General features: G+C 48.6%; 22 protein-coding genes. 7 read left to right on the plus strand and 15 right to left on the minus strand.

Going from position 1 to position 23853, the window contains the following annotated elements; genetic code table 11:
* Positions 1–71 precede the first annotated feature (71 nt).
* Entirely contained in the window at positions 72–461 is a 390-nt protein-coding gene (locus M2404_RS17790) for a putative zinc-binding protein (RefSeq protein WP_259241089.1), read from the plus strand.
* Here M2404_RS17790 and M2404_RS17795 read toward each other — a convergent pair.
* The 3 genes from M2404_RS17795 to norR are packed head-to-tail and all read right to left on the minus strand — an operon-like array spanning position 458 to position 3136.
* Complete coding sequence (locus M2404_RS17795) at positions 458–1222, minus strand: HesA/MoeB/ThiF family protein (protein WP_259241090.1); 765 nt, start codon at positions 1220–1222, stop codon at positions 458–460. The genes M2404_RS17790 and M2404_RS17795 overlap by 4 nt on opposite strands.
* A complete protein-coding gene (locus tag M2404_RS17800; RefSeq protein ID WP_259241091.1) occupies positions 1206–1607 on the minus strand; it encodes a YbaN family protein in 402 nt (133 codons plus the stop codon). Before M2404_RS17800 ends, M2404_RS17795 begins: the two co-directional genes overlap by 17 nt.
* The gene (gene norR / locus M2404_RS17805; protein ID WP_259241092.1) at positions 1607–3136 is read right to left on the minus strand and encodes a nitric oxide reductase transcriptional regulator NorR; all 1530 of its coding nucleotides are present in this window, start codon (positions 3134–3136) and stop codon (positions 1607–1609) included. Before norR ends, M2404_RS17800 begins: the two co-directional genes overlap by 1 nt.
* 170 nt (positions 3137–3306) lie before the next feature.
* On the opposite strand from norR, the gene ytfE reads away from it, so the two are divergent.
* Complete coding sequence (gene ytfE, locus M2404_RS17810; protein WP_259241093.1) at positions 3307–4005, plus strand: iron-sulfur cluster repair protein YtfE; 699 nt, start codon at positions 3307–3309, stop codon at positions 4003–4005.
* 336 nt (positions 4006–4341) lie between these two features.
* Complete coding sequence (locus M2404_RS17815) at positions 4342–5256, plus strand: pirin family protein (RefSeq protein ID WP_259241094.1); 915 nt, start codon at positions 4342–4344, stop codon at positions 5254–5256.
* Positions 5257–5325: 69 nt separating this feature from the next.
* On the opposite strand, the gene M2404_RS17820 is transcribed toward M2404_RS17815, so the two are convergent.
* The 9 genes from M2404_RS17820 to rppH all read right to left on the minus strand — a co-directional run bounded on the left by M2404_RS17820 (position 5326) and on the right by rppH (position 14765).
* On the minus strand, positions 5326–7356 hold the full coding sequence (locus tag M2404_RS17820; RefSeq protein WP_259241096.1) for a site-specific recombinase: 2031 nt from the start codon (positions 7354–7356) through the stop codon (positions 5326–5328).
* A gap of 83 nt (positions 7357–7439) precedes the next feature.
* A complete protein-coding gene (locus tag M2404_RS17825) occupies positions 7440–8063 on the minus strand; it encodes a FlgO family outer membrane protein (protein WP_259241097.1) in 624 nt (207 codons plus the stop codon).
* Between the two features lie 70 nt (positions 8064–8133).
* On the minus strand, positions 8134–8772 hold the full coding sequence (locus tag M2404_RS17830; protein WP_259241098.1) for a FlgO family outer membrane protein: 639 nt from the start codon (positions 8770–8772) through the stop codon (positions 8134–8136).
* Positions 8769–9380 (minus strand): FlgO family outer membrane protein, encoded by a 612-nt coding sequence (locus tag M2404_RS17835; RefSeq protein ID WP_259241099.1) that lies wholly within the window; start codon positions 9378–9380, stop codon positions 8769–8771. Before M2404_RS17835 ends, M2404_RS17830 begins: the two co-directional genes overlap by 4 nt.
* Before the next feature lie 72 nt (positions 9381–9452).
* Positions 9453–10286: a thymidylate synthase gene (locus tag M2404_RS17840; protein ID WP_259241100.1), complete on the minus strand. Its 834-nt coding sequence runs from the start codon at positions 10284–10286 to the stop codon at positions 9453–9455.
* The gene (lgt, locus tag M2404_RS17845) at positions 10283–11101 is read right to left on the minus strand and encodes a prolipoprotein diacylglyceryl transferase (protein WP_259241101.1); all 819 of its coding nucleotides are present in this window, start codon (positions 11099–11101) and stop codon (positions 10283–10285) included. Before lgt ends, M2404_RS17840 begins: the two co-directional genes overlap by 4 nt.
* 8 nt (positions 11102–11109) lie before the next feature.
* On the minus strand, positions 11110–11904 hold the full coding sequence (locus M2404_RS17850) for a sulfite exporter TauE/SafE family protein (protein ID WP_259241102.1): 795 nt from the start codon (positions 11902–11904) through the stop codon (positions 11110–11112).
* A gap of 63 nt (positions 11905–11967) precedes the next feature.
* Positions 11968–14226, minus strand: coding sequence for a phosphoenolpyruvate--protein phosphotransferase (ptsP, locus tag M2404_RS17855; RefSeq protein WP_259241103.1), 2259 nt, complete (start codon positions 14224–14226; stop codon positions 11968–11970).
* Positions 14227–14261: 35 nt separating this feature from the next.
* The gene (rppH, locus tag M2404_RS17860; protein WP_215397850.1) at positions 14262–14765 is read right to left on the minus strand and encodes an RNA pyrophosphohydrolase; all 504 of its coding nucleotides are present in this window, start codon (positions 14763–14765) and stop codon (positions 14262–14264) included.
* Between the two features lie 380 nt (positions 14766–15145).
* Between rppH and mutH the strand changes: the two genes are divergently transcribed.
* The gene (gene mutH, locus M2404_RS17865; RefSeq protein ID WP_259241105.1) at positions 15146–15823 is read left to right on the plus strand and encodes a DNA mismatch repair endonuclease MutH; all 678 of its coding nucleotides are present in this window, start codon (positions 15146–15148) and stop codon (positions 15821–15823) included.
* Positions 15824–15829: 6 nt separating this feature from the next.
* On the opposite strand, the gene M2404_RS17870 is transcribed toward mutH, so the two are convergent.
* Both M2404_RS17870 and cysB read right to left on the minus strand, forming a co-directional pair.
* Positions 15830–16639 (minus strand): substrate-binding periplasmic protein, encoded by an 810-nt coding sequence (locus M2404_RS17870; protein ID WP_259241106.1) that lies wholly within the window; start codon positions 16637–16639, stop codon positions 15830–15832.
* Between the two features lie 186 nt (positions 16640–16825).
* Positions 16826–17803 (minus strand): HTH-type transcriptional regulator CysB, encoded by a 978-nt coding sequence (gene cysB / locus M2404_RS17875; protein WP_092795461.1) that lies wholly within the window; start codon positions 17801–17803, stop codon positions 16826–16828.
* Between the two features lie 150 nt (positions 17804–17953).
* Between cysB and M2404_RS17880 the strand changes: the two genes are divergently transcribed.
* Together M2404_RS17880 and M2404_RS17885 are read left to right on the plus strand one after the other, a co-directional pair.
* A complete protein-coding gene (locus M2404_RS17880) occupies positions 17954–18646 on the plus strand; it encodes a sensor histidine kinase (RefSeq protein WP_259241107.1) in 693 nt (230 codons plus the stop codon).
* A gap of 75 nt (positions 18647–18721) precedes the next feature.
* The gene (locus M2404_RS17885; protein WP_259241108.1) at positions 18722–19489 is read left to right on the plus strand and encodes a hypothetical protein; all 768 of its coding nucleotides are present in this window, start codon (positions 18722–18724) and stop codon (positions 19487–19489) included.
* A gap of 82 nt (positions 19490–19571) precedes the next feature.
* On the opposite strand, the gene topA is transcribed toward M2404_RS17885, so the two are convergent.
* On the minus strand, positions 19572–22154 hold the full coding sequence (topA, locus tag M2404_RS17890) for a type I DNA topoisomerase (protein ID WP_259241110.1): 2583 nt from the start codon (positions 22152–22154) through the stop codon (positions 19572–19574).
* 224 nt (positions 22155–22378) lie between these two features.
* Here topA and astB point away from each other — a divergent pair, with 224 nt between their 5' ends.
* Entirely contained in the window at positions 22379–23722 is a 1344-nt protein-coding gene (astB, locus tag M2404_RS17895) for an N-succinylarginine dihydrolase (protein ID WP_259241112.1), read from the plus strand.
* Positions 23723–23853 lie beyond the last annotated feature (131 nt).

Raw genomic sequence — 23853 nt, forward strand, 5'->3', positions numbered from 1 at the left:
GATTTATATCAAGCCGCAACCCGTCACGGCTTTTACACTGGGTGAATGCTCTTACCATGACGGAATTCAGAATGAACACCGATTACAATAACAAGCCTCTGGTATATTCCTGCTCTGGCTGCTCCAGTGTGGCGCAGTTGGCTAATGATTTAGCCGTAATACTTGACCGTGAAGGCTCAGCACAAATGTCGTGTATTGCCGGTGTAGGCGGCCGAGTAAAACAGCTGGTAAAAATAGCCCAATCCGGTCGGCCAATACTAGCAGTCGATGGCTGCCAGCTTAATTGCGTAAAACAAACCCTCGCTACGGTGAATGTAGTACCCACCTGGCATATAGAGCTAACTTCGCTGGGTTATAAAAAACGCGATCACGATAACTGCGATTTAGGCGATGCCTATAAACTGTTGCAAATGGTGCACAGCGATATACTGCCGCAAGCGACAGAGCTCATCCAAACTTAACCACAAACACTACACGCGGGATCTTGGTTTAAACTAAACTGCTGCCATTGGCTGGTTAAACCATCAAATAACTGCAGCTTGCCGTACAGTGGCCTACCGACTCCGGCGAGGATTTTTACCGTCTCCAGTGCCTGCATGACACCGATTACTCCTACTACCGGGCTTAGAATGCCGGCTTCCATGCAGGTTAGCTGCTGCTCGCCATACAGCTGGCTTAAACAGTGATAACAGGCGCCCTCGCCTTGCATACTAAAGCTGGCAACCTGCCCCTCAAAACGGATAGCAGCGCCGGCTACCAGCGGTACTTTAGCATTAACGCAGGCCGCGTTGATGGCATTGCGGGTGGCGAGGTTATCGGTGCAATCCAGCACCAGTGAAAACTGTGGTACCAGCTGGGCTAAATCGTCGGCAGTTAAGCGTTGCTGCAAGGTGTTAATGGCAATGTCAGAGTTTAGCGCTTGTAGGCTCGCCGTCGCTTGCTGTACTTTACTCTGGCCGATATCGGCTTCGCGATACAGGATTTGCCGCTGTAAGTTACTCCGGTCAATAGTGTCGTCATCTACCAAGGTGATACTGCCTATACCGCTAGCCACCAGATAAGGTGCAGCGGCACAACCTAGCCCTCCCATACCAACCAATAATACTTTACTGGCCAGCAAGGCCTCCTGGCCTCTAAAATCCAATGCCGGCAACATAAGCTGGCGGCTGTAGCGCATAGCCTGCTGTTGGTTCAACGGCTGGGATCTAAACGGTTTTGTCATGTTTTTCATCCTGCTTTGTGTGTTCAGGCCTGCGCCATAACCAGCAGGCTACCACTAATAGAAATAGCGGTAACATTAGTTTGAGTAACTTCGGTGCACCTGAAAACTGAATAAGCACGGCGCTTAATATCATCATAGCGCTGGCCAGATATTTGGCATGGCGCGGCACTATGCCATGTGTACGCCATGCTACTACCGGCGGCCCCAATCGCGAATGAGTTAGCAGCCAATGCTCTAATGCCGGCCAACCTTTGCCGGCTGACCAGGCGCTAAGCAGAATAAAGGGTACCGTCGGCAAGCCTGGCAAAGGAATACCGATAAGCCCCAGGATTAAACTTATTAAAGCCAACAGCCGCCAAAAAAACAGCTTAATGATATGCCACATTATTTTAGCCCTAACCGCTGTGCCAGTTTATGCAGGTTACTCGGGTCCAACTCTAACTGTCGCGCGGCATGTGACCAACTGCCATCATGCTGCGCCAACGCTTGTTGGATCATATGTCGTTGCAGTTGGTTAACGGCCTGCTTAAGTGTAATGGCTGCGTCGTACTGCACGGGGTTATTTAGTGCAGTGTGCTGCTCTGCTACGGTCACGTTGTCAATATCCAACAGCTCAGCACCTAGTGTTACAATGTCGCTGCGCGCTGCACCATGACTTAATGCTTTAATTGCCGCACGGCTGATGACATGCTCCAGCTCGCGCACATTGCCAGGCCAGTCATAGCTTAACAGTGCCAGTTCAGCAGCCGGCGCTAAACGCAGAGCCCTGAGTCCAAGCCGACTGCGGTTTAGTTCTAAAAAATGACCGGCCAGCAACGGAATATCATCCCGCCGCTCGCGCAAGGGCGGGATGGGTAAAGGATATACTGACAGACGGTGATATAAATCGGCGCGAAACTCACCACTTTTTACCTGCTGTTTCAAATCACGGTTAGTGGCGGCAACTAAGCGCACATTCACCAGCCGTGTCTTATCAGATCCCAGTCGCTGAATTTCACCATTTTGTAATACACGCAGCAGTTTAGCCTGCACCAATAGCGGCAACTCACCCACTTCATCCAGAAACAAGGTGCCACCATCAGCCGCTTCAAACCGCCCCGCCCGTTCACTGTGAGCCCCGGAAAAAGCGCCCTTGTTATGGCCAAACAATTCACTTTCAGCCAGACTTTCCGGCAACGCTGCGCAATTTAGGTAAATCATCGGTTTACTGGCCCGGGCTGAGCTGCGGTGCAAATGCCGGGCAAACAGTTCTTTACCCACCCCGGTTTCTCCCAGCAGCAATACCGGCAAGTCAGAATTTGCCACTACGGTAAGTTCCTGCAGAATTTGTTGCAGTACTTTACTTTGACCAATCAGTTCATAGCGCAGCTTGGCGGCCGGTTCAAATTGCTGTTCATCGGCCTGTTGATTAAGTCGCAATGCCCGGTTAGCTTGCTCCAGCTCAGTTGTTCGCACTGCCGCTTCTACCAGCAAGCTATAACGCTGCAGTTCAAATACAGCTGCTGCAGAAAAACTACCGGCTTCTAACGCGTCCAGTGTTAGCCCACCCCAACAACGGCCTTCAATGTACAGGGCTATGCCCATACAATCATGCACAGGCAGCGCCAAGCCCGGTTGCTCTGCCAATAAACCATCGTATGGGTCTGGCAAGCCACAATCAGGCTCAAACCGCACCGGATTGCGACTAGCTAAAATAGCGGCTAGCCGCGGATGCTGGCTAATCACAAACCTGCGCCCAAGCGCTTCGCGCACTAAACCATGCAAGGCCACCGGCTTTAATATATCGTGCTCAAGTTTAAGCAGCCCTACAGCTCCACAGCCGAAATGATTACGTAAGGTACTGACTAAACGCTGTAACCGCACAGCGGCTGGCAGATCTGTCACCAAATCTGCAATTAAACTTTCTTCCAACATAGTAGTTATGACCCTTGGGTTATTTTAACCATGATTCTGCTGGGTTCAATTTACCATAGCCCCAAATAAAGCCATATAAATCAAAGGTGGTAGTTTTGGCCTGACTCTTGCCATTTACAACCAGACGGGAATCCTTCCCCGGCATGTTAATTACTTAGTCAGGAGTATTTATGTCATTATTGGATCAATCTTTAGGCGAGATCGCCACTTCCGTAGCTGGCGCTACCGCCGTATTTCATCAGCACAAACTGGATTTTTGTTGTGGAGGCCAGCTTAGCCTGCGTGAAGCCCTTGCCAAACGGCAGTTGCCAACAGACGATATTGTAAAAGCCCTGCAAACATTGCAGCAGCAACCGACGGAACATATCGATTGGCGCACAGTACCGGTAAAACAGCTGATAGAACATATTTTAACCCGCTTTCATCAGCGGCATCGCCAGCAGTTGCCAGAGCTGTGTCGCCTGGCGCGCAGAGTTGAACATGTTCATGGTCAGGATCCACAATGCCCAGCAGGCCTGGCCGATCACCTGGATGATATGTATCAGGAATTAGAGAGCCATATGATGAAGGAAGAGCAAATTCTGTTTCCGATGTTGGCAGGCGGCATCTATCCGGCCGGGCCCATCAGCGTGATGGAAGAAGAACACCTGCAACATGGCGATGCGCTGGAAAAACTTGACCAACTGACCAATGACATCACGTTGCCGGCAGATGCCTGCAACACCTGGACCGCCCTGTATATTGGCTTAAAGGAGCTGAAAGAAGATTTAATGCAGCACATTTTACTGGAAAATCATATTTTGTTTGTGCAACCAAGCAGCGCCATAAAGGATGATCATCGCCAAACATGCTGTGGCAGTTGCCAATAGCAACACATGCAGATTAATTAAGCGCCAGGCATGGAGGCATTGGCGCATCCTAACAGCCTTGATCGTCATAGTGTTTTCCAAATCTACTACCAACGATGAATGATTTAAATATACAATTTAGATTGCTTTCAAATATTAAGCAGTTAAAGCTTTTGCCGGAATGCATTGCGTTCCGGCACTGCCACCTTTGGGGTGCGCAGCGCCACAAAGGCAGCCATATAAAGCTTCATCTAAAGTTCTAAATCACCTACCGGCAAACTTGATTTTAAAACCTTTAGTGTCCATTCTGGGCCGAGTAATCTTTAACTTAAGACTGGCAACTAAAGGGCATTGCAAATGAGCATTGAAACCGAAAACACCGAACTTGAATGCAATATCAATCAGGGTTGTGACGCTATTGAGTTGATCATACAACCGCGTGAAACCGATTTAGGTGAGTTTAAAGTTAAGCGCACTTTACCTACCCGACAGCGTAAAATGGTAGGGCCGTGGATATTTTTCGACCACATAGGCCCGGCTGATTTTTCCCCCGACAGCGGTATTAATGTGCGGCCGCACCCACATATTAACCTGGCAACCGTTACCTACCTGCTAGAAGGTGAAATACTGCACCGCGACTCGCTGGGCAGTTACCAGACTATTACACCCGGCGATATTAATTTGATGGTGGCAGGCCGCGGTATTACGCACTCAGAGCGTGAACGGCCAGAAGTGCGTAGCAGTGCCCACCGCTTACACGGTTTTCAGCTTTGGCTGGCACTGCCGGTAAAAGATGAAGAAATTGCCCCGGCGTTTTACCATTACCCAGAACGCGATATTCCGGTAAAAACGGTTAATGGTGTGGCGCTGCGGGTGCTGATGGGCGAAGCTTATGGCGTGAAGTCGCCGGTAAAGACCTATGCCAATACGCTATATATTGAAGCGCACCTGCAACCTGGCCAATCACTTACCCTGCCTGAATGTGAAGAGCGTGCTGTGTATGTTGCCAAAGGCCAATTACAGATGAAAGACAGCTTGGTGCCGGAGTTTAGTATGGTGGTATTTTCTGCAGCCAAAGGGGTAACTATTACTGCTAATCAGGAAAGCAGAATTGCCATTATTGGCGGCGAAAATGTCGGCCCGCGGTTTATCAACTGGAATTTTATCTCCAGCTGTAAAGAACGCATAGAACAAGCACGGCAAGATTGGGCTGCAGGGCGTTTTGCTAAAGTAGTGGATGACGACGAAGAGTTTATTCCATTGCCTGATTAACACCGGGATTAAGCAATGTTACCGCCAGACACGAAGCGTCTGGCGGGGGTATTTAGTTAAAAGTTTGTGTCAGTGCTTATTGGCGGCTTTGCTGTCAGCTTTATCGGCTTCAGCCAGTGTTTGGCGTATTATGTCTACCGGAAAAAACACCTGCAAAGGCTGTTGCTTTGCTTGCTCCCAAATACTTTTCAGCAGTAAACGAAACCGGCTTATTTTAGTGCCACGCGCCCGCAGGGCGATAGTCAGCGCCAGCGTAAAGCTTACCCATAAGTTTACAAAACCAATCATCAGCACAAACAGCAGATGCAGCAGAAAATTCAGTATACCGATTTCACCACTGACTGCGCTGTAGCCCAAATTAGCCGACGAAAACGCCACATGACGGATATCTAACGGCAAACCGGTTAAATATCCCAGATAACCGGTCATGCCCAGTAACACACCAAAGAAAAAATTCCCGGCCAGTGCACCATAGTTATCATGCAGGTAATCGGCAAAACGCTGGCGGCGGTTGTCAGACAGTAACCGTTTCAGCAGCGGATGATGATATAACCGCAATCTCAGTTCAAGGCAGTTGGCGCGGTTATCAAAAAAACCGGCAATAATACCGGCACAAAACAGCCAGATACCGGCAATAGCAGCATAAAACAATGCCAGCCCACTAACCGGTGACAATGATTTAAGCTGGTATGCCACCATTTCAGTATTCAACAGTGGTGTGCCGGTTATCACTACTGTAAGCAAAGCTATACTGCTGGCCAGCAGGACGGCACTACTGACATTGCCCCACACCGCAGCCCATTGCGAGCGGTTTACGTCGATCAATAAGCCGGCTAGTTTGCGGTTTACTGCCCTGCCGTTTTCTCCCCGCTCGACTTCCTGTGCAAAGCTGGCGGCTGTCATCGCCGGTTGTTTGGTAGCAATGGTAAAGTGCAGCATATGTACCAGCACAAAGCCCAGGCCGTAGTTCAGGCTAACCAATAACGATTTATGTAACGGGCTAAAGCCCTGGCTTTCAAGATAAATTTTGATCAGCGCCATCAGCGCAATAATAACGCCGGCACCGGCTGCTGAACGCATCAGTGTGAAAAACTCTGCTCTGGTACGGGTAATATAATGCTCACCATGGCCACTTTTATTAATGGTGATACTTTTTGACAGCATTTGGGTACTGCTGCGCCATAAGGCTGAAATACTGTTGTGCTCACCACTGGCTTCAACCAGCACCATGAGCATCACCTGTACTTTAACAGGCTGGCTGCCAGCATCACTGGTAAGCACGTCCAGCAGCATGTCGATACGGTCCAGCGTTTGTTCCAGCCGCTCCAGCAAATGTGCTACCGATACAGAGCTGCCCACACCGGCTCCCCGCCGCCGTAAGCGCTCTACCTGCTCGCGTGATTGCTGCATCATTACCTGTAAATGAGCGGTGTCGTGCAATGCCGCATCCGGCTCGCTCAACCGGCGCCGGCCACTTTCTACAAACAGATTCATTTCGCGGCTTAGCGCTATAAAGGGAGAGTCAATACTGCTAAGGCGCCGGTCCAGCCGCATCAGATCAGGTTCAATTTCTTCAGCCGCAACCCAGATAGCCAGCATTTCCAGCGCGTACAAGCTTTCTTCACGAAAATGCGCAGTCATTTTCTGCAATGCACTAGCGCTGCAATGCTGGGCAATTAAACTAAAGCAAGCCAGCACATCTTCTTTATTAAGTTTATGCAGCCAGCGGGCGTCACTTTTGCCGTCGCACATTTGCACCAGCACATCAGCAAGATCATTCTGATCCCGCGGAGCCGGGTTAAAGCGCTCGTAAAGCCGGGAGGCCATTTCGCGTAAAAAACCGGAACGGGAAAACAGGCCCAGGTTAACCAGTGCCGGGTAAATATTTACCTCGCCCAGCCAGTTAAACAGTACGTTGCCAATCTCTGCACTATGGCGGGGGTTATTTTGCAGAGCGTCGCGTAATTTTGCCGCCCGTTGCGCCGGCTCAGTACCAAACTCGCTGTAACTGAGCCAGTTAATTAATGTGCCCAGCAAAGTAACAGGACACGGCTGCGCCGACAGGCTTCTTACCAGCGCCACTGCGCTCAGTGTATCCATGCGTATTCTCCGCAGCTTAAAGATCCGGCGCTGATAATACCCGTATCAGGGTATAAAATACCAGTTTAGCAATGGATGATTATCTAAGGTGAGGCTATATACTGTGCCGTTGCAGCGGCAGGGTTTAGTACAGCATCAGGAATATGCACCTGGCCGGTAGCAATAACGGTTTTATGCTGTAAGTGTACAACACGCACATTTACCACTGTACCACCGGCATCCTGCAGTAAGGTGCCTGTCAGTACGTAACGCACATCCTGCGCTGCGTCCAGATAGCGGCCACGGCTTAAGGCAAAATCGCCCTGCGCAGTAACACGGATTTGGCGGCCTACTTTAATATCTGCCACAGATACGCCCAGACGTTGCAAATGTACATAAAGATGCTCAGCTAACTGATTCCCCAGCGCATTGCTGTTGGTAAGCTGATGATCAAACCAAACCAGTGAACTGATTGCTATTGCCTGCTGCGGTGGCGTGTAGTGCATTGACATCATCAGTTGTAACGCCAAATCAGCGGCGTAATCGGTCAATGGTTTGGTATTTACCCGTGCGGCAACAGCCGGTAAATAGTTGCCGTTATTGCCTGGCAATATAACCTGTTCCGGCAACAACTCTGCCGCCGGAGCTGTTTGGCTGCCGGTGTCAGCTAATTGGAACTGACAACCCGATAACAGAACGACTGCACCGCATAAAACTGATAATTTCATCGCAACCCTGGCCTGATAAACTATTGATTAAACAGGTATCGGCCACGATACAGGTTTTCTTTAACATTACTTAACCTTGTTTTAGCTGCAGCTTGTCGTTACCGCTACGCTTAATAATGGCCTGCACTACCGGTTGCGGCATAAAAGTACGGGCAGCTGAAATAACCTGCTTAGAACCAATGTGGATTAAGCGGGCATTTACCAGCACACCTTGCTTATGGGCCGTCATGGTACCCGTTACTACATACCGTATAGGCAGTTCGCCGCTTAATTCGGTAAAGTCACGACTCAGGGCAAAATCACCACTGGGTGTTACCCGGATAAAGTCTGTAGCTTTGTAATCCAGCACCGCTACACCAAATTTATGCAGATCATAAATCATGGCTTCACTCATGTGATTACTTAACACGCTACCCTGGTCCAGGCCGGTATCTACGAAGGCAAAGTCAGTAACGCCTACCATGCCGCCTTCTTCCATCTGGCGCTGGCCAGACATAAGCTCGTGCACCAGCGCTCGGGAATATTCGTTCGCTGTCAGCATTGGCTGGTTTTCTGCAGGTAACGCCACTACAGAAGCCAATTGGTAGCTCGCCGCCGTGTTTAACCGAGCGCCGCGTTCAGAGGTAGTAACCACACTGCTTGGCTGCTCCGGTTGCCTGGCACAGCCAGCCAGCAGTATCAGGCCACCGATAATTAACAAGGCTTTCATTTTTGTTCTCCTGTAAGGTCCTGCCGGTAGAGTTTGTCACCGCGTTTACCCACCCGCTGCTGGCTCCATAACACATTATTGGGCACATAACCGCTGGCCGCGGCCAGTACCTGTTTATCTGCAATGCTGATTAGCCTGGCATTAACCAGATAACCGTCTTCCATTGCGCTGTATGTGCCCACTAACAGTGTATCGGCATCACTGGCACTTTCTATATCACTAAGCTGGCGTGATAAAGCCTGCTCATGATCTCCCCCCAGCAATACTTGCGCGCGCAAATGGTAGTCATATACTTTAAGGCCACGCTGACGGGCATGTGCCAGCATGCTCTCGCTAAGCTGATTTGCCAGCTGCTTTTCACCAGCGTCTGCATCTGTCAGCGACAGTGTGTTCACAGGTAAAAAGGATGCGACAGCAATTTGCGGGGCAACATAGAAAATAGCCTGCTGCTTTGGCAACTGGGCAAATAGACTGTCGGCCAGTTGCTGAGTGTAGTAATGCAACGGATACTCGCTCAGCGCAGGCTGATTTCTGGATTTAGCAACCGGCACTGCGCTGCTACAACTCAGCAGCAGGCAGGCCAGTACAGGATAAAATATCGCTTTCATATGCAACCTCGGCAAAATGTCTGCAGAAGTTAAGCAAAATACGCGCCATAAAAAATGGCAACCTTTTGGCACTCAGATCGCAACGGGCGCTTTAATATGCGGATGCGCCTGATAATTGTGCAGCGTAAAATCAGCAATAGTAAAAGCAAAAATATCTTTTACCGCCGGGTTAAGCTGCATTTGCGGTAACGGATGAGGCTGGCGCGCCAGTTGGGTGTTCACTTGCTCTAAATGGTTCAGGTACAAATGGGCATCACCAAAGGTATGCACAAAGTCTCCCGGCTGCAAATCACATACCTGTGCCACCATTAGTGTTAACAGCGCATAACTGGCAATGTTAAACGGCACCCCCAGGAAAATATCGGCACTGCGCTGGTATAGCTGGCATGACAACTTGCCGTCGTTCACATAAAACTGGAACAGCGTGTGACACGGTGGTAACGCCTGCTTGCCCATGGCGGCATTTTCTTTGGGCGATACAGAGGTGTCAGGCAGCAGTGCCGGGTTCCAGGCGCTGACTATCAGGCGGCGTGAATCCGGTGTGCGTTTAATATCGGCAATTAGCTGGCTTATCTGGTCAATTACCCGGCCATCTGCGGCTTGCCAGCTGCGCCACTGCGCACCATACACCGGCCCCAGCTCGCCTTCTGCCGTGGCCCATTCATCCCATATCGACACACCATTGTCTTTGAGGTATTCGATATTCGTTTCACCTTTTAAAAACCACAGTAACTCGTGAATAATAGAGCGCAGATGGCATTTTTTAGTAGTCACCAGCGGAAAGCCCTGCTGTAAATCAAACCGCATCTGATAACCAAATACACTGATGGTGCCGGTACCGGTGCGATCAGTTTTTTTGTGACCGTGTTCCAGTAAATGGCGCATTAAATCAAGGTACTGTTTCATACTTTTACAACCTGTTTAGCCGCTTTGTTGTTATGCACGTAAGCAAAAATAATCAGCCCTGTGCCGGCAATAATCATCGGTAATGACAGCCACTGCCCCATCGACATACCTGCAGATAACACCCCCAGGTGCGCATCCGGCTCACGGTAAAACTCAACAAAAAACCGCGCACTACCATAACCGGCAAGAAATAACCCACCCAAAGCCCCTACCGGCGGAGAAAAGCGCCGGTACAGCATAATCAGCACAAACAACACCACACCTTCCAGCGCAAACTCATATAACTGTGATGGGTGGCGCGGCGCAGGCCCTGCCCCCGGAAACAATACGCCCCATGGCACGTCGGTAGTGCGGCCCCACAATTCAGCATTAATAAAATTACCTAAGCGGCCTGCTGCCAGGCCAAGTGGAATAAGCGGAGCCACAAAATCGCCCAGTTGCAGATAAGGCTTGTTATTTTTACGGCCAAACCAGGCCATCGCAACCAGCACCCCTAACAAGCCACCGTGAAATGACATACCGCCAGTCCATATTTTAAATAAATACAACGGCTCCTGCATAAACAGCTCGAACTGATAAAACAGCACATAGCCAATACGCCCGCCAAGGATCACACCCAAAAAGCCGATAAATAATAAGTCGCTTACCTGCTGCTCAGTCCAGCCGGATCCCGGCTTTTTAGCGGCCCGGTTAGCCAGCCTCCAGGCTATAGCAAAAGCAATAAGGTACATTAAACCGTACCAGCGCAGGCTTACCGGGCCAACAGAAAAGATCACCGGATCTATTTGTGGAAATGTAATATAACTTGCAGACATAGCTACCCTTAACTAAAAATCATTTTTGCGGATACCAACAATAAAAACACACCAAATACCCGCTTCATTGCCAGTACCGGCAAGCGCTGGGTCAAACGGGCACCAATAGGTGCCGTAAATACCGATGTCAGTACAATGCCAAATAGCACCGGCAGATAGATATAACCAATAAAGCCTTGTGACAATTCATAATGCTGCCAGCCAGCGATAACATAGCCCAGAGTACCAAAAACGGCGATAGCAATACCGCTGGCAGCAGCACAGCCTATAGCACGGCGCATATCGACAGAAAAGTAGTTTAATACCGGTACAAACAGAGCTCCGCCACCAATACCCAGCAAACTGGCAATGCCGCCCAAAACCGACGAAATCATCATAACAATACCATTATGAGGCAAGGCTCTTTTACCCACAGCCGAGCGCGACCCGAGCATACGTAAGGCCAGCAGCAATACCGCAATACCAAAAATAAGCTGCAGTACATCGCCACTGATATTATGTGCCATATAACCAACAAGCCAGGCTCCCATTGCAGAACCCAGCATAATGGTACCCGCCAGAGACCAGGGCACATTGCCCCAGCGGTGATGCTCAAACACAGATGCACTGGCGGTAACAATAATGGAAGCCAACGAAGTAGCAATAGCCACCAGCATGGCATGTTGTGGCGTAACAATCTCAAAAGCCGGTAACAACATTACCAGCACCGGTACAACGATAAGGCCACCGCCAATACCCAGTAAACCGGCAAAAAAGCCAACCACAGCTCCCAGCACAATTGCGATTAAAACAACAGTAAGCACAGATTTCTCTTTATGTATAATGACGCCGCAGTATAACAGGCTGGCCGGGTAAAAAGATGGATATCAGGCACGTAACTGGCTTAATAACTGTTTTTGCTCTAAAAAGCGCTGCACCTGTAACCGTACCTGTTTGGCCGACTGGCAGGCCAGTACCTGCGGCAGTAATAATGCCAGTTCAGATAATTCTACCCGGCGCAGCAACCATTTAATTTTTGCCAGATTGCTGCTGTTCATACTGAAGCTGTTGTATCCCATTGCAGCCAGCAACAGAATACCGGCAGGTTCACCTGCAAGCTCGCCACAAACGCTGGTAGGAAACTGCAGCCCCTGTGCCTGTAAACTAAACTGATGCAAAGCCCTGAGTACTGCCGGGTGCATCGCATCGTACAAGCTGGCAACACGAGGGTTGTTGCGATCTACCGCTAACAGATACTGGGTTAAATCATTAGTGCCAATAGAGCAAAAATCTACTTTACGGGCTAACTCTGGCAATTGATACATAATTGACGGCACTTCAATCATTACGCCAATCTTAGGTTTAAGCAGCTCAATAGCCAGCTCATCACTTACCTCAAAGCTGGCCTGCCTGATCAGCCGCACAGATTCATCTACCTCGGCCAGATCAGAAATCATCGGCAGTAAGATATGCAGATTATCCAGCGCCAGATTAGCTTTTAACATAGCCCGAATTTGCACCAGAAATATTTCCGGATGATCCAGTGTCAGGCGGATACCACGCCAGCCCAAAAACGGGTTTTCTTCATCAATGCTAAAGTACGGTAGGGCTTTGTCACCGCCAACATCCAGCGTGCGCATAACAACCGGCTTGGTAGGATAGTTTTCCAGTACCTTACGGTACAGTTCAACCTGCTCCTGCTCGGTAGGAAAACGGCTGCGCATAATAAACGGAAATTCTGTACGGTACAGACCAACTCCGTCGGTATACACCGGATTAGTGGTTTCCAGTTCAATTGCCAGCCCGGAGTTAACCATCAGGTTAAACTGTTTGCCACACAACGATTGTGACGGCTGCGCTATTTCAGCCAGATAACGGGCATTTAGCGCGACATCTTCACTGATTAAACGCTGATATTCAGCGCAAATGGCTTCAACCGGCGACAATAAAATATGGCCCTGATAACCATCTACAATCAGACGCTGCCCCTGCCAGTGTAATAATGGTAGCTCGCTAACGCCCATAACAGCAGGAATACCCAGCGCCCTTGCCATAATAGCGGCATGCGAGTTTACCGAGCCTTTTAGCGACACGATAGCCACAAGTTGTTCACGTGGTACTTCTGCCAGCATAGTGGCCGTAACGTTGTCAGCTACCAGTACTACTTTTTCCGGCAGTTTAATTTTGCGCTGCTCAGTATCCAGCAAATTGTTCAGTACCCGCTGCCCTAAATCGCGGATATCAGTGCCACGTTCACGTAAATAAGCATCGTCCATGTCATCAAACTGGCGGGCAAACTTTTCTACCACCCGCTTAAGTGCACTTTTAGCACACCAGCCCTCAGCTATTTGCAGCTCTATTTCATTACCCAAACTGGCCGCGTCCAGCAGTTGGTGATAAACATCAAAAATAGCCAGAGCATCAGCCGGTAAATGGCCACTCATGCGCTCGGCCAAGCGGTTAAATTCTGCTTTGGTAATTTTTACCGCCCGATAAAAGTGCGCCAGCTCTTTTTCCGGATCATCTGCGCGTTTTAACGAAATGGCATTAAAATCATTCGCCGGCTCCAGCACAAAAGCCTCGCCAATAGCAATGCCGGGCGCACCGGGCAAACCTTTTAACTGGCCGCTTTGTGTCTGGCTGGGGCTGCTTTCACTGGCTGCCTGGCGCATTTCAGCATTGGCCAGCACAGAGGCTAACTGCGCCCCAAGTGTTACCAGAAAAGATTCTTCGTCTTCGTTAAATACCCGTTCTGCCGCTTGCTGAATTGTCAGTACGCCGAGTACTTTACGGTGATGGATAATAGGACAACCCAGAAAAGCAGAGAAACGGTCTTCGCTTACCTCAGGAGTAACTTTAAAGCGGGGGTGCAAATGGGCTTTGGCCAGATTAATAGGCTCTTCACGCTGGCCTACCCAGCCAATTAGTCCCTCAGAGAAACCGATAGCAATATTGCCGATGGCATCCGGGTTTAAACCATCTGTGGCCATCAGCATAAAATGTTGCTGCTCATAATCAGCCAGATACACTGAACAACACTCAGTGGTCAGTGCCTGTTTTACACTTGTTACTAAGCCAGCTAATGCATTTTGAAGCACTGGCTCTTGTGCTACATCCTGAACAATTCGCCGTAACTGGCCTAACATAAGAGCCTCGTTGTCACAGGTGCTATCCTGTTGAATTAACCTTTTTTCTTACCTTCGCGGCGTATAAACGGCAAAGCGACCGGAGCAAACTCTTTCATGACTTTTCGGTAAACTTCCCGCTTAAATGCCACCACCTGCCGTACCGGGTACCAGTAACTAACCCAGCGCCAGCTATCAAACTCCGGATGAGTGGTTTTAAGTAAGTTTACATCTTCGTCAGCGCAGGTCAGGCGTAGCAAAAACCACTTTTGCTTCTGGCCAATACACACAGGATTACTGTCTTTGCGAATTAAACGTTTAGGTAATTTATATCTTAACCAGTGCTTGGTTGTGGCAATAATTTCCACATCATCAGCGCTAAGACCTACTTCTTCATTTAATTCGCGAAACATGGCTTGTTCAGGTGTTTCACCATCATCAATGCCACCCTGTGGATACTGCCAGGAATGCTGACCATACCGTTTTGCCCAAAACACCTGTCCCTGGTGGTTACAAATCACTATGCCGACATTGGCCCGAAAACCTTCGGCATCGATCACACAAACCTCTGGCGGATCACAAATCACTATGCCAAAGATTCTTTCATAAAGTCGCTACTTCGGCAAACGGTATTTTTGCCACACCTTTTACACAGTTATCCACAGTTGCACTATTGCAGCACCAAAGAATGTGCACTTTTTCACAGACTCTGTTGATAAAACTGTGCATAGCCACAGATTAGCCATTGCATAACTTAATACAGCAAAAAAATGCCTGACAGAACCACCAGGCATTAGCTAGAAAATTCAATTAGTTAACCATTTCCCGACGCTAATAATTTTATACTGCAGCTGTGTGTAAGTTGGTTTGCTGTGTTTTTAAGCAGCCAAAAGCTGTAAAAAATGCTAGCGTTATCCGGTATTTGCTAAAGGCGATAACCATGTTTACATCACCGGCCTCAACAGAAGAATTACTGGCTCGCTGCCAGGCACTGGCAGGGCTGACTCTGGGACAAATTGCTGCCCAGGCGCAGTTGCAGGTTCCGGCTAACCTGAAGAAAGACAAAGGCTGGGTTGGCCAGTTACTGGAGCAAGTACTGGGTGCCAGCGCAGGCTCTAAAGCTGAACCAGACTTTCCGCAATTGGGAGTTGAATTAAAAACTCTGCCAATAGACCGCAACGGCAAACCACTGGAAAGTACCTATGTTTGCGTGGCACCGTTAACCGGCGTAGCCGGGCAACAATGGCATGAATCATGGGTTTGCCGGAAACTGCAAAAAGTGCTGTGGTTACCGGTACTGGCAGAGCGGCAAATTCCGTTACCGGACCGAATGGCCGGTAGCGCATTTTTATGGCAGCCAGACCCACAGCAACAACAGGCACTGCAGCAGGACTGGGAAGAGCTGATGGAGCTTATCAGCCTTGGCGGTATACATAATATCAGGGGCGCTACCGGCAAAGTATTGCAACTGCGCCCCAAAGCAGCCAACAGCAAGGCACTGACAGATGCCATAGGCGCTGATGGCGAACCAATCCGCACCTTACCGCGCGGCTTTTATCTTAAAGCCAGTTTCACAGCCAGCTTGCTACAACAACAGTTTACCCTGCCGCGTAGCTAGTTTTAGCTAGTTACGGTATTTATCAACAATCTGGTTGTACTGGCCATTGTCACGCAGCTGGGCTAAGCCGGCATTAAACTGTGCAACCTGATCTGCTGATACCGATATCTGACTAAACATAACATAAACATCAGAACTGCCAAGGCTGATATTATGTGGCTGAATATACTTGTCCAGCCCCTTGCGCCGTAATATTGCAGCACCGACGAAGCTATCCTCCAGCAGGCCATCTATTTCTTCATCCAGTAAGCGCGCCATATTCAGCTCACTGATAATGGCGCCGACAAAGAGTGGCCGCAAATTATCATCTGCATACAGCTCAGCCACTTCGTCACCATAATAATATTCATTGACTACCCCTACCCTATGCCCGGCAGCAACAAATTCTTTTAAGCCGGAGTAAGGCAAACCGACCTGCTCTTTGCGGACATACAACTGAAAACGCTCCTGGCGGTAAGGCTCTGAGAAAAAAGCGAACTCTTCCCGCTCTGCAGTTTTAGATGCTCCCAATACAAAATCGACATCGCCATTTTTCAGCAGTGTCAAAAGCTCAAGCCAACTGCCCTGCACCACATCCAACGTGCAACCCATATCCGCAACTACATTTTGTACCAGCTCAACATCAAGCCCGGTAACGGTATTGCCAACCGTCATATATTGGTATGGCTCCCAGGCATCTAAACCCATAGTAAAACGGCATGGTGTAGTTTGCAGCGGTGTTTCAGTGGCAGCAACAGGCATCCCCGGCTCAGATGCAGGTTTACAGCCCGATAACAGTAAAAATACGACAACGACCAACAGCATGTAAGTTTTCATATTACACCTCAAGGCGTTATGTGACGCCCTAAGCGTAGTGTATAAGCCAGACTTATGCACATCTGATCAAAGCATGTTATTGCTGAGACTTAACGTACCAGGGATATTAATATGGGCAGGACACGAGCGCGCCGGACAAAACTCAGCAATGCTGATTAATGCCAGCGCGCAGGCGATAACAGTAAGCTAGCGCACCGGTAACTCAAAGCGGGCAAACATGCGATCAATTTCTTCCTGATTGCGCAGCATATTGGCTTTTTCTACCACATCTTTTGTCAGATGCGGTGCAAAACGCTCAATAAAATCGTACATGTAGGTACGTAAAAACGCACCTTTTCGAAAACCGATTTTAGTGGTGGAGGCATCAAATAGATGGCTGGCATCTATAGCAACTAAATCTTTGTCCAGCGTTTTATCCATTGCCATGGACGCTATAACCCCAACGCCCAGGCCCAGCCTGACATAAGTTTTAATTACGTCGGCATCGGTAGCAGTAAACACAATTTTCGGCTCCAGCCCTTTAGCGGCAAAAGCCCGGTCCAGCTCAGAGCGGCCGGTAAAACCGAATACGTAGGTTACTATCGGATGTTGTGCAACATCTTCTACGGTAATTTTGCCACCAAGTTGCAGTAACGGGTGGTCCTGCCGCACGATAACACTGCGGTTCCAGTGATAACACGGTAACATCACCAGATCGCTGTATAAATGCAAAGCCTCGGTAGCAATAGCAAAATCGGCATCGCCGCGTGAAGCTGCTTCAGAAATTTGTTGTGGTGTGCCCTGATGCATATGCAGCGATACCTTAGGGTATTTATGCATAAAGCCACTGATCACAGGCGGCAGGGCATATCGTGCCTGGGTATGAGTGGTAGCAATATTCAGTTTGCCCTGATCCGGCAGCGTATGCTCTTTGGCAACCGCCTTGATACTTTCAACTTTTGCCAGAATTTGCTGTGCTATATCAATAACATCACGCCCGGCAGGGGTAACATGGGTAAGGTGCTTGCCACTGCGGCCAAATACCTGAATGCCCAGTTCATCTTCCAGCATACGCACCTGTTTACTGATCCCAGGCTGTGAGGTATACAGGCTTTCAGCGGTAGAGGAAACGTTAAGATTGTGGTTCAGCACTTCAACTATATAACGCAGCTGCTGCAATTTCATGTGTCACCGGTCCGGTAATGGCATATCATTGCTCAATATACATATATGGCAGGATATTCCAACTAATTTTTATTTATGTAGTTGCTATAACTAATGGTAGCTAAAAACAGGTTATACAGGCGTATTGCCAGCGCCCTTATCGGAGGTTACATGACACCAGATGTTCAGGCCATAGACTTTGCTTCTGTATTGGCCTCTACCGTGCATGATATGAAGAATTCGCTTTGCATGCTGATACAGTCTACAGAGTTTATTCAACAGGAAAGTCAGCAATTGTCAGAACCGGCAAAAGATGAACTGGCCAGGCTGAACTATGAAGCAAACCGGCTAAATTCCAACCTGTTGCAGTTGCTGTCGCTGTACAGGCTGGAGCGCCATCAGTTACCGGTACAAATTGATCAGCACTACATTGCTGATCTTGTTGAAGAAATTTTACTGAAAAATCAGTTTTATACCGAACAGCGTGGCTTTTCTATTCAGGTAGAACAAGCAGATGATCTGCACTGGTTTTTTGACTACGACCTGATGTCAAACCTGCTAAACGATGCCGTTGCCAATGCATTGCGCTATGGCAATAAACACATATTGCTCAGGTTCGGACAACTGGCAAACAGATTACAGATAGAAGTGCATGATGATGGCCCGGGCTTTCCTGAGTTTATGCTAAACACCGACACTCTTGATATGAATACGCCCGATTTAACCAATAACCACACCGGGCTTGGAATATTTTTTGCTAAGCTTATTGCCAAAGCTCATAGCAATAAAGGCCAGTATGGCGCCATTGAATTGTTCAACGGCGGTGTCTATCACGGTGGTGTATTCCGGGTTACTTTACCCTGAGTCATACAGATAGCTGTTATTTCAGTTGTTTTGTGATTAATATGAACTGTAGAACCTGTCCATAATGAGGTTGGAATGCTGGTAACCTTGATCATTACACTGATAATTGCACTGGTAATTATTGCCGTTATTGTCAGTGCTATTCAGCAACATAAGGAACGGCTGGCAACGTTAAAACGGGCAGAGTACAGCAAATTACGTGCTGTACTGGAAGACAGTGAAGAATTGTTAGTAAATTCAGCTAATGTGCCGTTATCACCAGCTATCAGCCAAATGCTGTTAAAACGCATCGCTTTTACACTGCGGGCTATGGTAGAACTTGAACCCGGCGCGCGCGATCTTAAGCAACGCCTGCAGGAAACTGAAGGTCAGTTAAATAACAACAATACTGACAGCAGCAGTACTTCTGCCGAATCCGTGACGCTGCCAGACAACGATCAACAACTGATCAGTATGATTAAAGGTATAAAGCGTCTGCGTACAGTGCTGCGTGGTGAACATGCCAGGGGGAATATTGATACCCAGATGGTGATCCAGGAAGATCGGCGACTGGAAGTACTGCAGCTGCGAATTAACGTTGAAAGCCAGATTAAGCGCGGTAATCAGGCCCGCACCAATAATATGCTTGGTTCTGCACGGCAATATTTTGAAAAAGCCTTAACAGCATTGACCAATACCCCGCATCAGGACGACTACACCAGCACCCGTAAATCTGAAGTCATGCAAGCACTGGAAGACATTGCCACTCAGTTAAAAGAGGGTAATGTGCGGGATCGTGAGAAAAAAGAAGAAAAAGAAAACAAAGATTTAGACGAGCTATTTGCACCTAAACGCAAATGGTAATGTTATAAACGTTATATGAAACAGGCCGCAAATGCGGCCTGTTTTTTTACGGTTGGAATGCCGTAATTTAGTAGCTGGCCACTTATTTGGCCACCACCCATTTGCCATTTTCATACCAGGCAGACCAACCGGTAGCTTTGCCGTCTTTTTCTGACATCACATACTGCTGCTTGGTTTTACGGCTCCAGCGCACTATCGCCGGGTTGCCATCCGGGTCTTTTACCGGCGCATCGGCCAGGTAATAAAACTTTGGTGATAGCTGAGAGCGGTATTTGGCTAGTTCTGCCACCAACGGCGCCCGGGTTTCACGTGACTTAGGAAACGTAGATGCCGCCATAAACAAACCGGCTGCACCATCACGCAGTACAAAGTAAGCATCTGACTTTTCGCATTTCAGCTCGGGTAAGTGCACCGGATCTTCTTTTGGTGGTGCCGCTTCGCCATTTCGCAGCAACTTGCGGGTGTTTTTACAGTCACTGTTAGTGCAGCCAAAATACTTGCCAAAACGGCCTGATTTCAGCTGCATGTCGCTGCCACACTTATCGCACTCGATCAGCGGGCCATCATAGCCTTTAATTTTAAAACTACCCTGCTCAACCTGATAACCATCACAGGCTGGGTTATTACCACAAACATGCAATTTACGTTGCTCGTCAATCAGATAACTATCCATAGCAGTACCGCATTTAGCACAGCGTTTTTTCTGCCGTAGCGCTTCGGTTTCCATTTCATCTTCGTCGCTGACATTAACTGCCACGTCACCGGACACCAGGTTCATCGTAGTAGTGCAACGCTCTTTTGGCGGCAGGTTGTAACCTGAACAACCTAAAAATACCCCGGTAGAAGCAGTTCGAATGCCCATAGGTCTGCCACAGGTTGGGCAGGCGATATCGGTAAGCACAAACTGATTAACGCGCATGCCACCCTGCTCCGGGTCGTTTTCAGCTGTTTTCAGTTTTTGATAAAAATCACCATAGAAGCTATCAAGCTCTTTGCGCCACTGCGCCTGGCCATTGGCGATATCATCAAGCTTTAGCTCCATATTGGCGGTAAAATCATAATTCATCAGGTCGTTAAAGTTCTCAACCAGACGATCAGTAACAATTTCACCCATTTTTTCAGCATAAAAACGCTTGTTTTCAACGCGTACGTAGCCGCGCTCCTGAATAGTTGAAATAATGGCAGCATAAGTAGAAGGTCGGCCAATACCCCGTTTTTCCAGCTCTTTTACTAAGCTTGCTTCGCTAAAGCGGGCGGCAGGCTTGGTAAAGTGCTGAGCACTTGTCAGCTGTTCAAGGCTGAGGGCTTCGCCGGGTTTAACATCAGGTAATACGTTGTCTTCTTCATCTTTACGCTTCACTGCCGGTTGTACTTTAGTCCAGCCGTCAAAACGTAACACCCGGCCTTTGGCTTTAAGCTCAAAATCACCGGCCTGAACAATAATATTGCTTACGTCATAAAGCGCTGGCGGCATCTGGCAAGCCACAAACTGACGCCAGATCAGCTCGTATAATTTGCGGGCGTCAGCCTCCATATCCGCCAGGCTGGAAGCCAGCACGTTAACGTCAGACGGCCGTATAGCTTCGTGCGCTTCCTGTGCATTGGCTTTACTGCCATAACTTAACGGTTGCTCCGGCAGATACTTTTTGCCAAATTTTCCGGCAATATAATCGCGACAAGCGGCCACCGCATCAGCACTTAAATTGGTAGAGTCAGTACGCATATAAGTAATGTGGCCCGCTTCATATAAGCGCTGCGCCAGCATCATGGTTTTCTTTACGCCATAACCCAGCCGCGTGCTGGCAGCCTGTTGCAGAGTTGAGGTAATAAAAGGCGCCTGCGGCTTACTGTTGCTGGGCTTATCTTCACGCTCCTGCACGGTATAACTGGCTTTATTTAACAGCGCCAACGCTGCATCAGCCTGAGCTTTATTTACCGGCTTAAAAGCTTTGCCCTTCTGTTTAACAACATCCAGCTGTAATGCCTGCTTAGCTGCCGTTTGCGTATCGGCAGCTATGGTCCAGTATTCTTCTGGTACAAAAGCTTTAATTTCACGTTCGCGCTCTACCACCAGGCGCACAGCAACCGACTGCACACGGCCAGCTGATAACCCCCTGGCAACTTTTTTCCATAGCAAAGGCGACACCATAAAACCCACAACGCGATCTAAAAAGCGGCGGGCCTGCTGCGCGTTTACCCGGTCTGTATTCACTTCTCCGGGTTCTTTAAAGGCATTCTGAATGGCATTTTTGGTAATTTCGTTAAACACTACCCGCTTAAACTTCTGTTCTTCGCCACCGATTATTTGCTGCAAATGCCAGGCAATAGCTTCTCCTTCACGGTCTAAGTCCGTTGCCAGATAAACAGTGTCTGCTTTTTCTGCCAGCGCCTTTAGCTCTTTCACTACCTTTTCTTTGCCGGGCAAAATTTCATAGCGGGCTTTCCAGCCATGCGCAGGGTCGATCCCCATACGGTCAACCAGTGCCTGGTATTCTTTTTCTTCTTTGCTCAGCGCTTTACTGGCCGCAGATTTTTCTTTACTGCTGCTGGTGGGTAAATCACGAATATGACCTACGCTGGACTTTACGACAAAGTCATTACCGAGGTATTTGTTAATTGTTTTCGCTTTTGCCGGTGATTCGACTATAACCAGTGATTTCGCCATCTTAATCCCGAGATCCCTAACATTTTGTGCATGCCAACTATGCTGCTTTTTTAACGTATATCCGTAAACCGCAGTTGTGACAAGTGAATAAACTCATTATTATGCAAACCAGCTCATTTTCAGAGCTGCCTGGCGAAACCTTCGCCAATCCAAATGAAGCATCCTCAAGCGGCCGCAAAAATAATAAAAACAGTGCCCTTTCCAAACAAGGATATAAAGCAAAAATGAAATACTTTGAAGCAAACTTCGATGGGCTGGTAGGACCAACCCACAACTATGCCGGTTTATCTATCGGCAACGTTGCCTCACTATCTAACGCTAAAAACAGCTCCAGCCCGCGTCAGGCGGCAAAACAGGGCTTAAGCAAAATGAAGGCCCTGCACGACCTGGGTTTAGTACAAGGTGTGCTGGCACCACAAGAGCGGCCCGATGTATACACCCTGCGCCGTCTTGGTTTTACCGGCACAGATGCCCAGGTAATTGAAAAAGCTGCCAAACAAGCCCCTGCTGTGTTTAAAGCCGTTTGTTCGGCTTCAAGCATGTGGACAGCCAATGCCGCCACTATATCGCCTTCTGCTGATACTGCTGATGGCAAGGTACATTTTACCCCTGCTAATCTTACCAATAAATTTCACCGCTCACTTGAGCCCGTTACTACAGGCAAGATTTTGCAGGCAATGTTCCGTAACCCTCAACATTTTGCGCATCATACACATTTACCGGACAATGATCACTTTGGTGATGAAGGCGCAGCGAATCATACCAGACTTTGCAGCGCTTATGGCAAGCGGGGAGTTGAACTCTTTGTATTTGGCCGTTATGCGTTCGATAGCAGTAAGCCAGCACCCAAGCGCTTTCCGGCCCGCCATACACTGGAAGCATGCGAAGCCGTAGCCCGGTTACACGGTTTAAGTGCAGAGCATGTAGTGTATATGCAACAAAACCCCGATGTGATTGATCAGGGAGTATTTCATAATGATGTTATCGCTGTGGGTAACCAGAATGTGCTGTTTTATCACCAGCAAGCTTTTATCGACAGCCAGCAAAAGCTAACCGAGTTACAGCGTAAGTTTGGCCATGACACAGAGCTGCACCTGATAGAAGTTAAAGATAGCGAGGTTTCTGTAGCCGAAGCGATTAAAACTTACTTGTTTAATACTCAGGTGGTGACATTACCCGGCGGTGAAATGGTTATTATTGCGCCAACTGAATGCCAGGATAACCCTGCCGTGTCGGCCTATCTGGCAGCACTTACAGAGCGCAATACACCAATAAAACAGATCCACTACTATGATGTTAAGCAAAGCATGCGTAACGGCGGCGGCCCGGCCTGCTTACGCCTGCGCGTAGCGATGAGCGAGCAGGAAAAGCAAGCCGTAAACCCGAATGTGCTAATGAACGCTACATTGTTTACTCGGTTAAATCAGTGGGTAGATAAGCATTATCGTGATGAGATTTCCGAGGCCGATCTGGCCGATCCACAGCTGCTACAGGAATCCCGCACAGCACTGGATGAGCTAACCCAAATTCTTGATCTGGGTTCAGTGTATCAGTTTCAGCAAGAGTAAATTACCAAATTTAAGTGTAAAAAAGGGAGCTGATTTAGCCTGTCTCTTGATCACAAGTCGGCTTCAAGAGACTTAGCGAGGTCATAACCCTCAAGGATGGTTTGTAGTTTAAACCATCCTTGCCACAACAC

Source organism: Rheinheimera pacifica (genome assembly GCF_024809855.1).
GTDB classification, from domain to species: Bacteria; Pseudomonadota; Gammaproteobacteria; order Enterobacterales; family Alteromonadaceae; genus Alishewanella; species Alishewanella pacifica_A.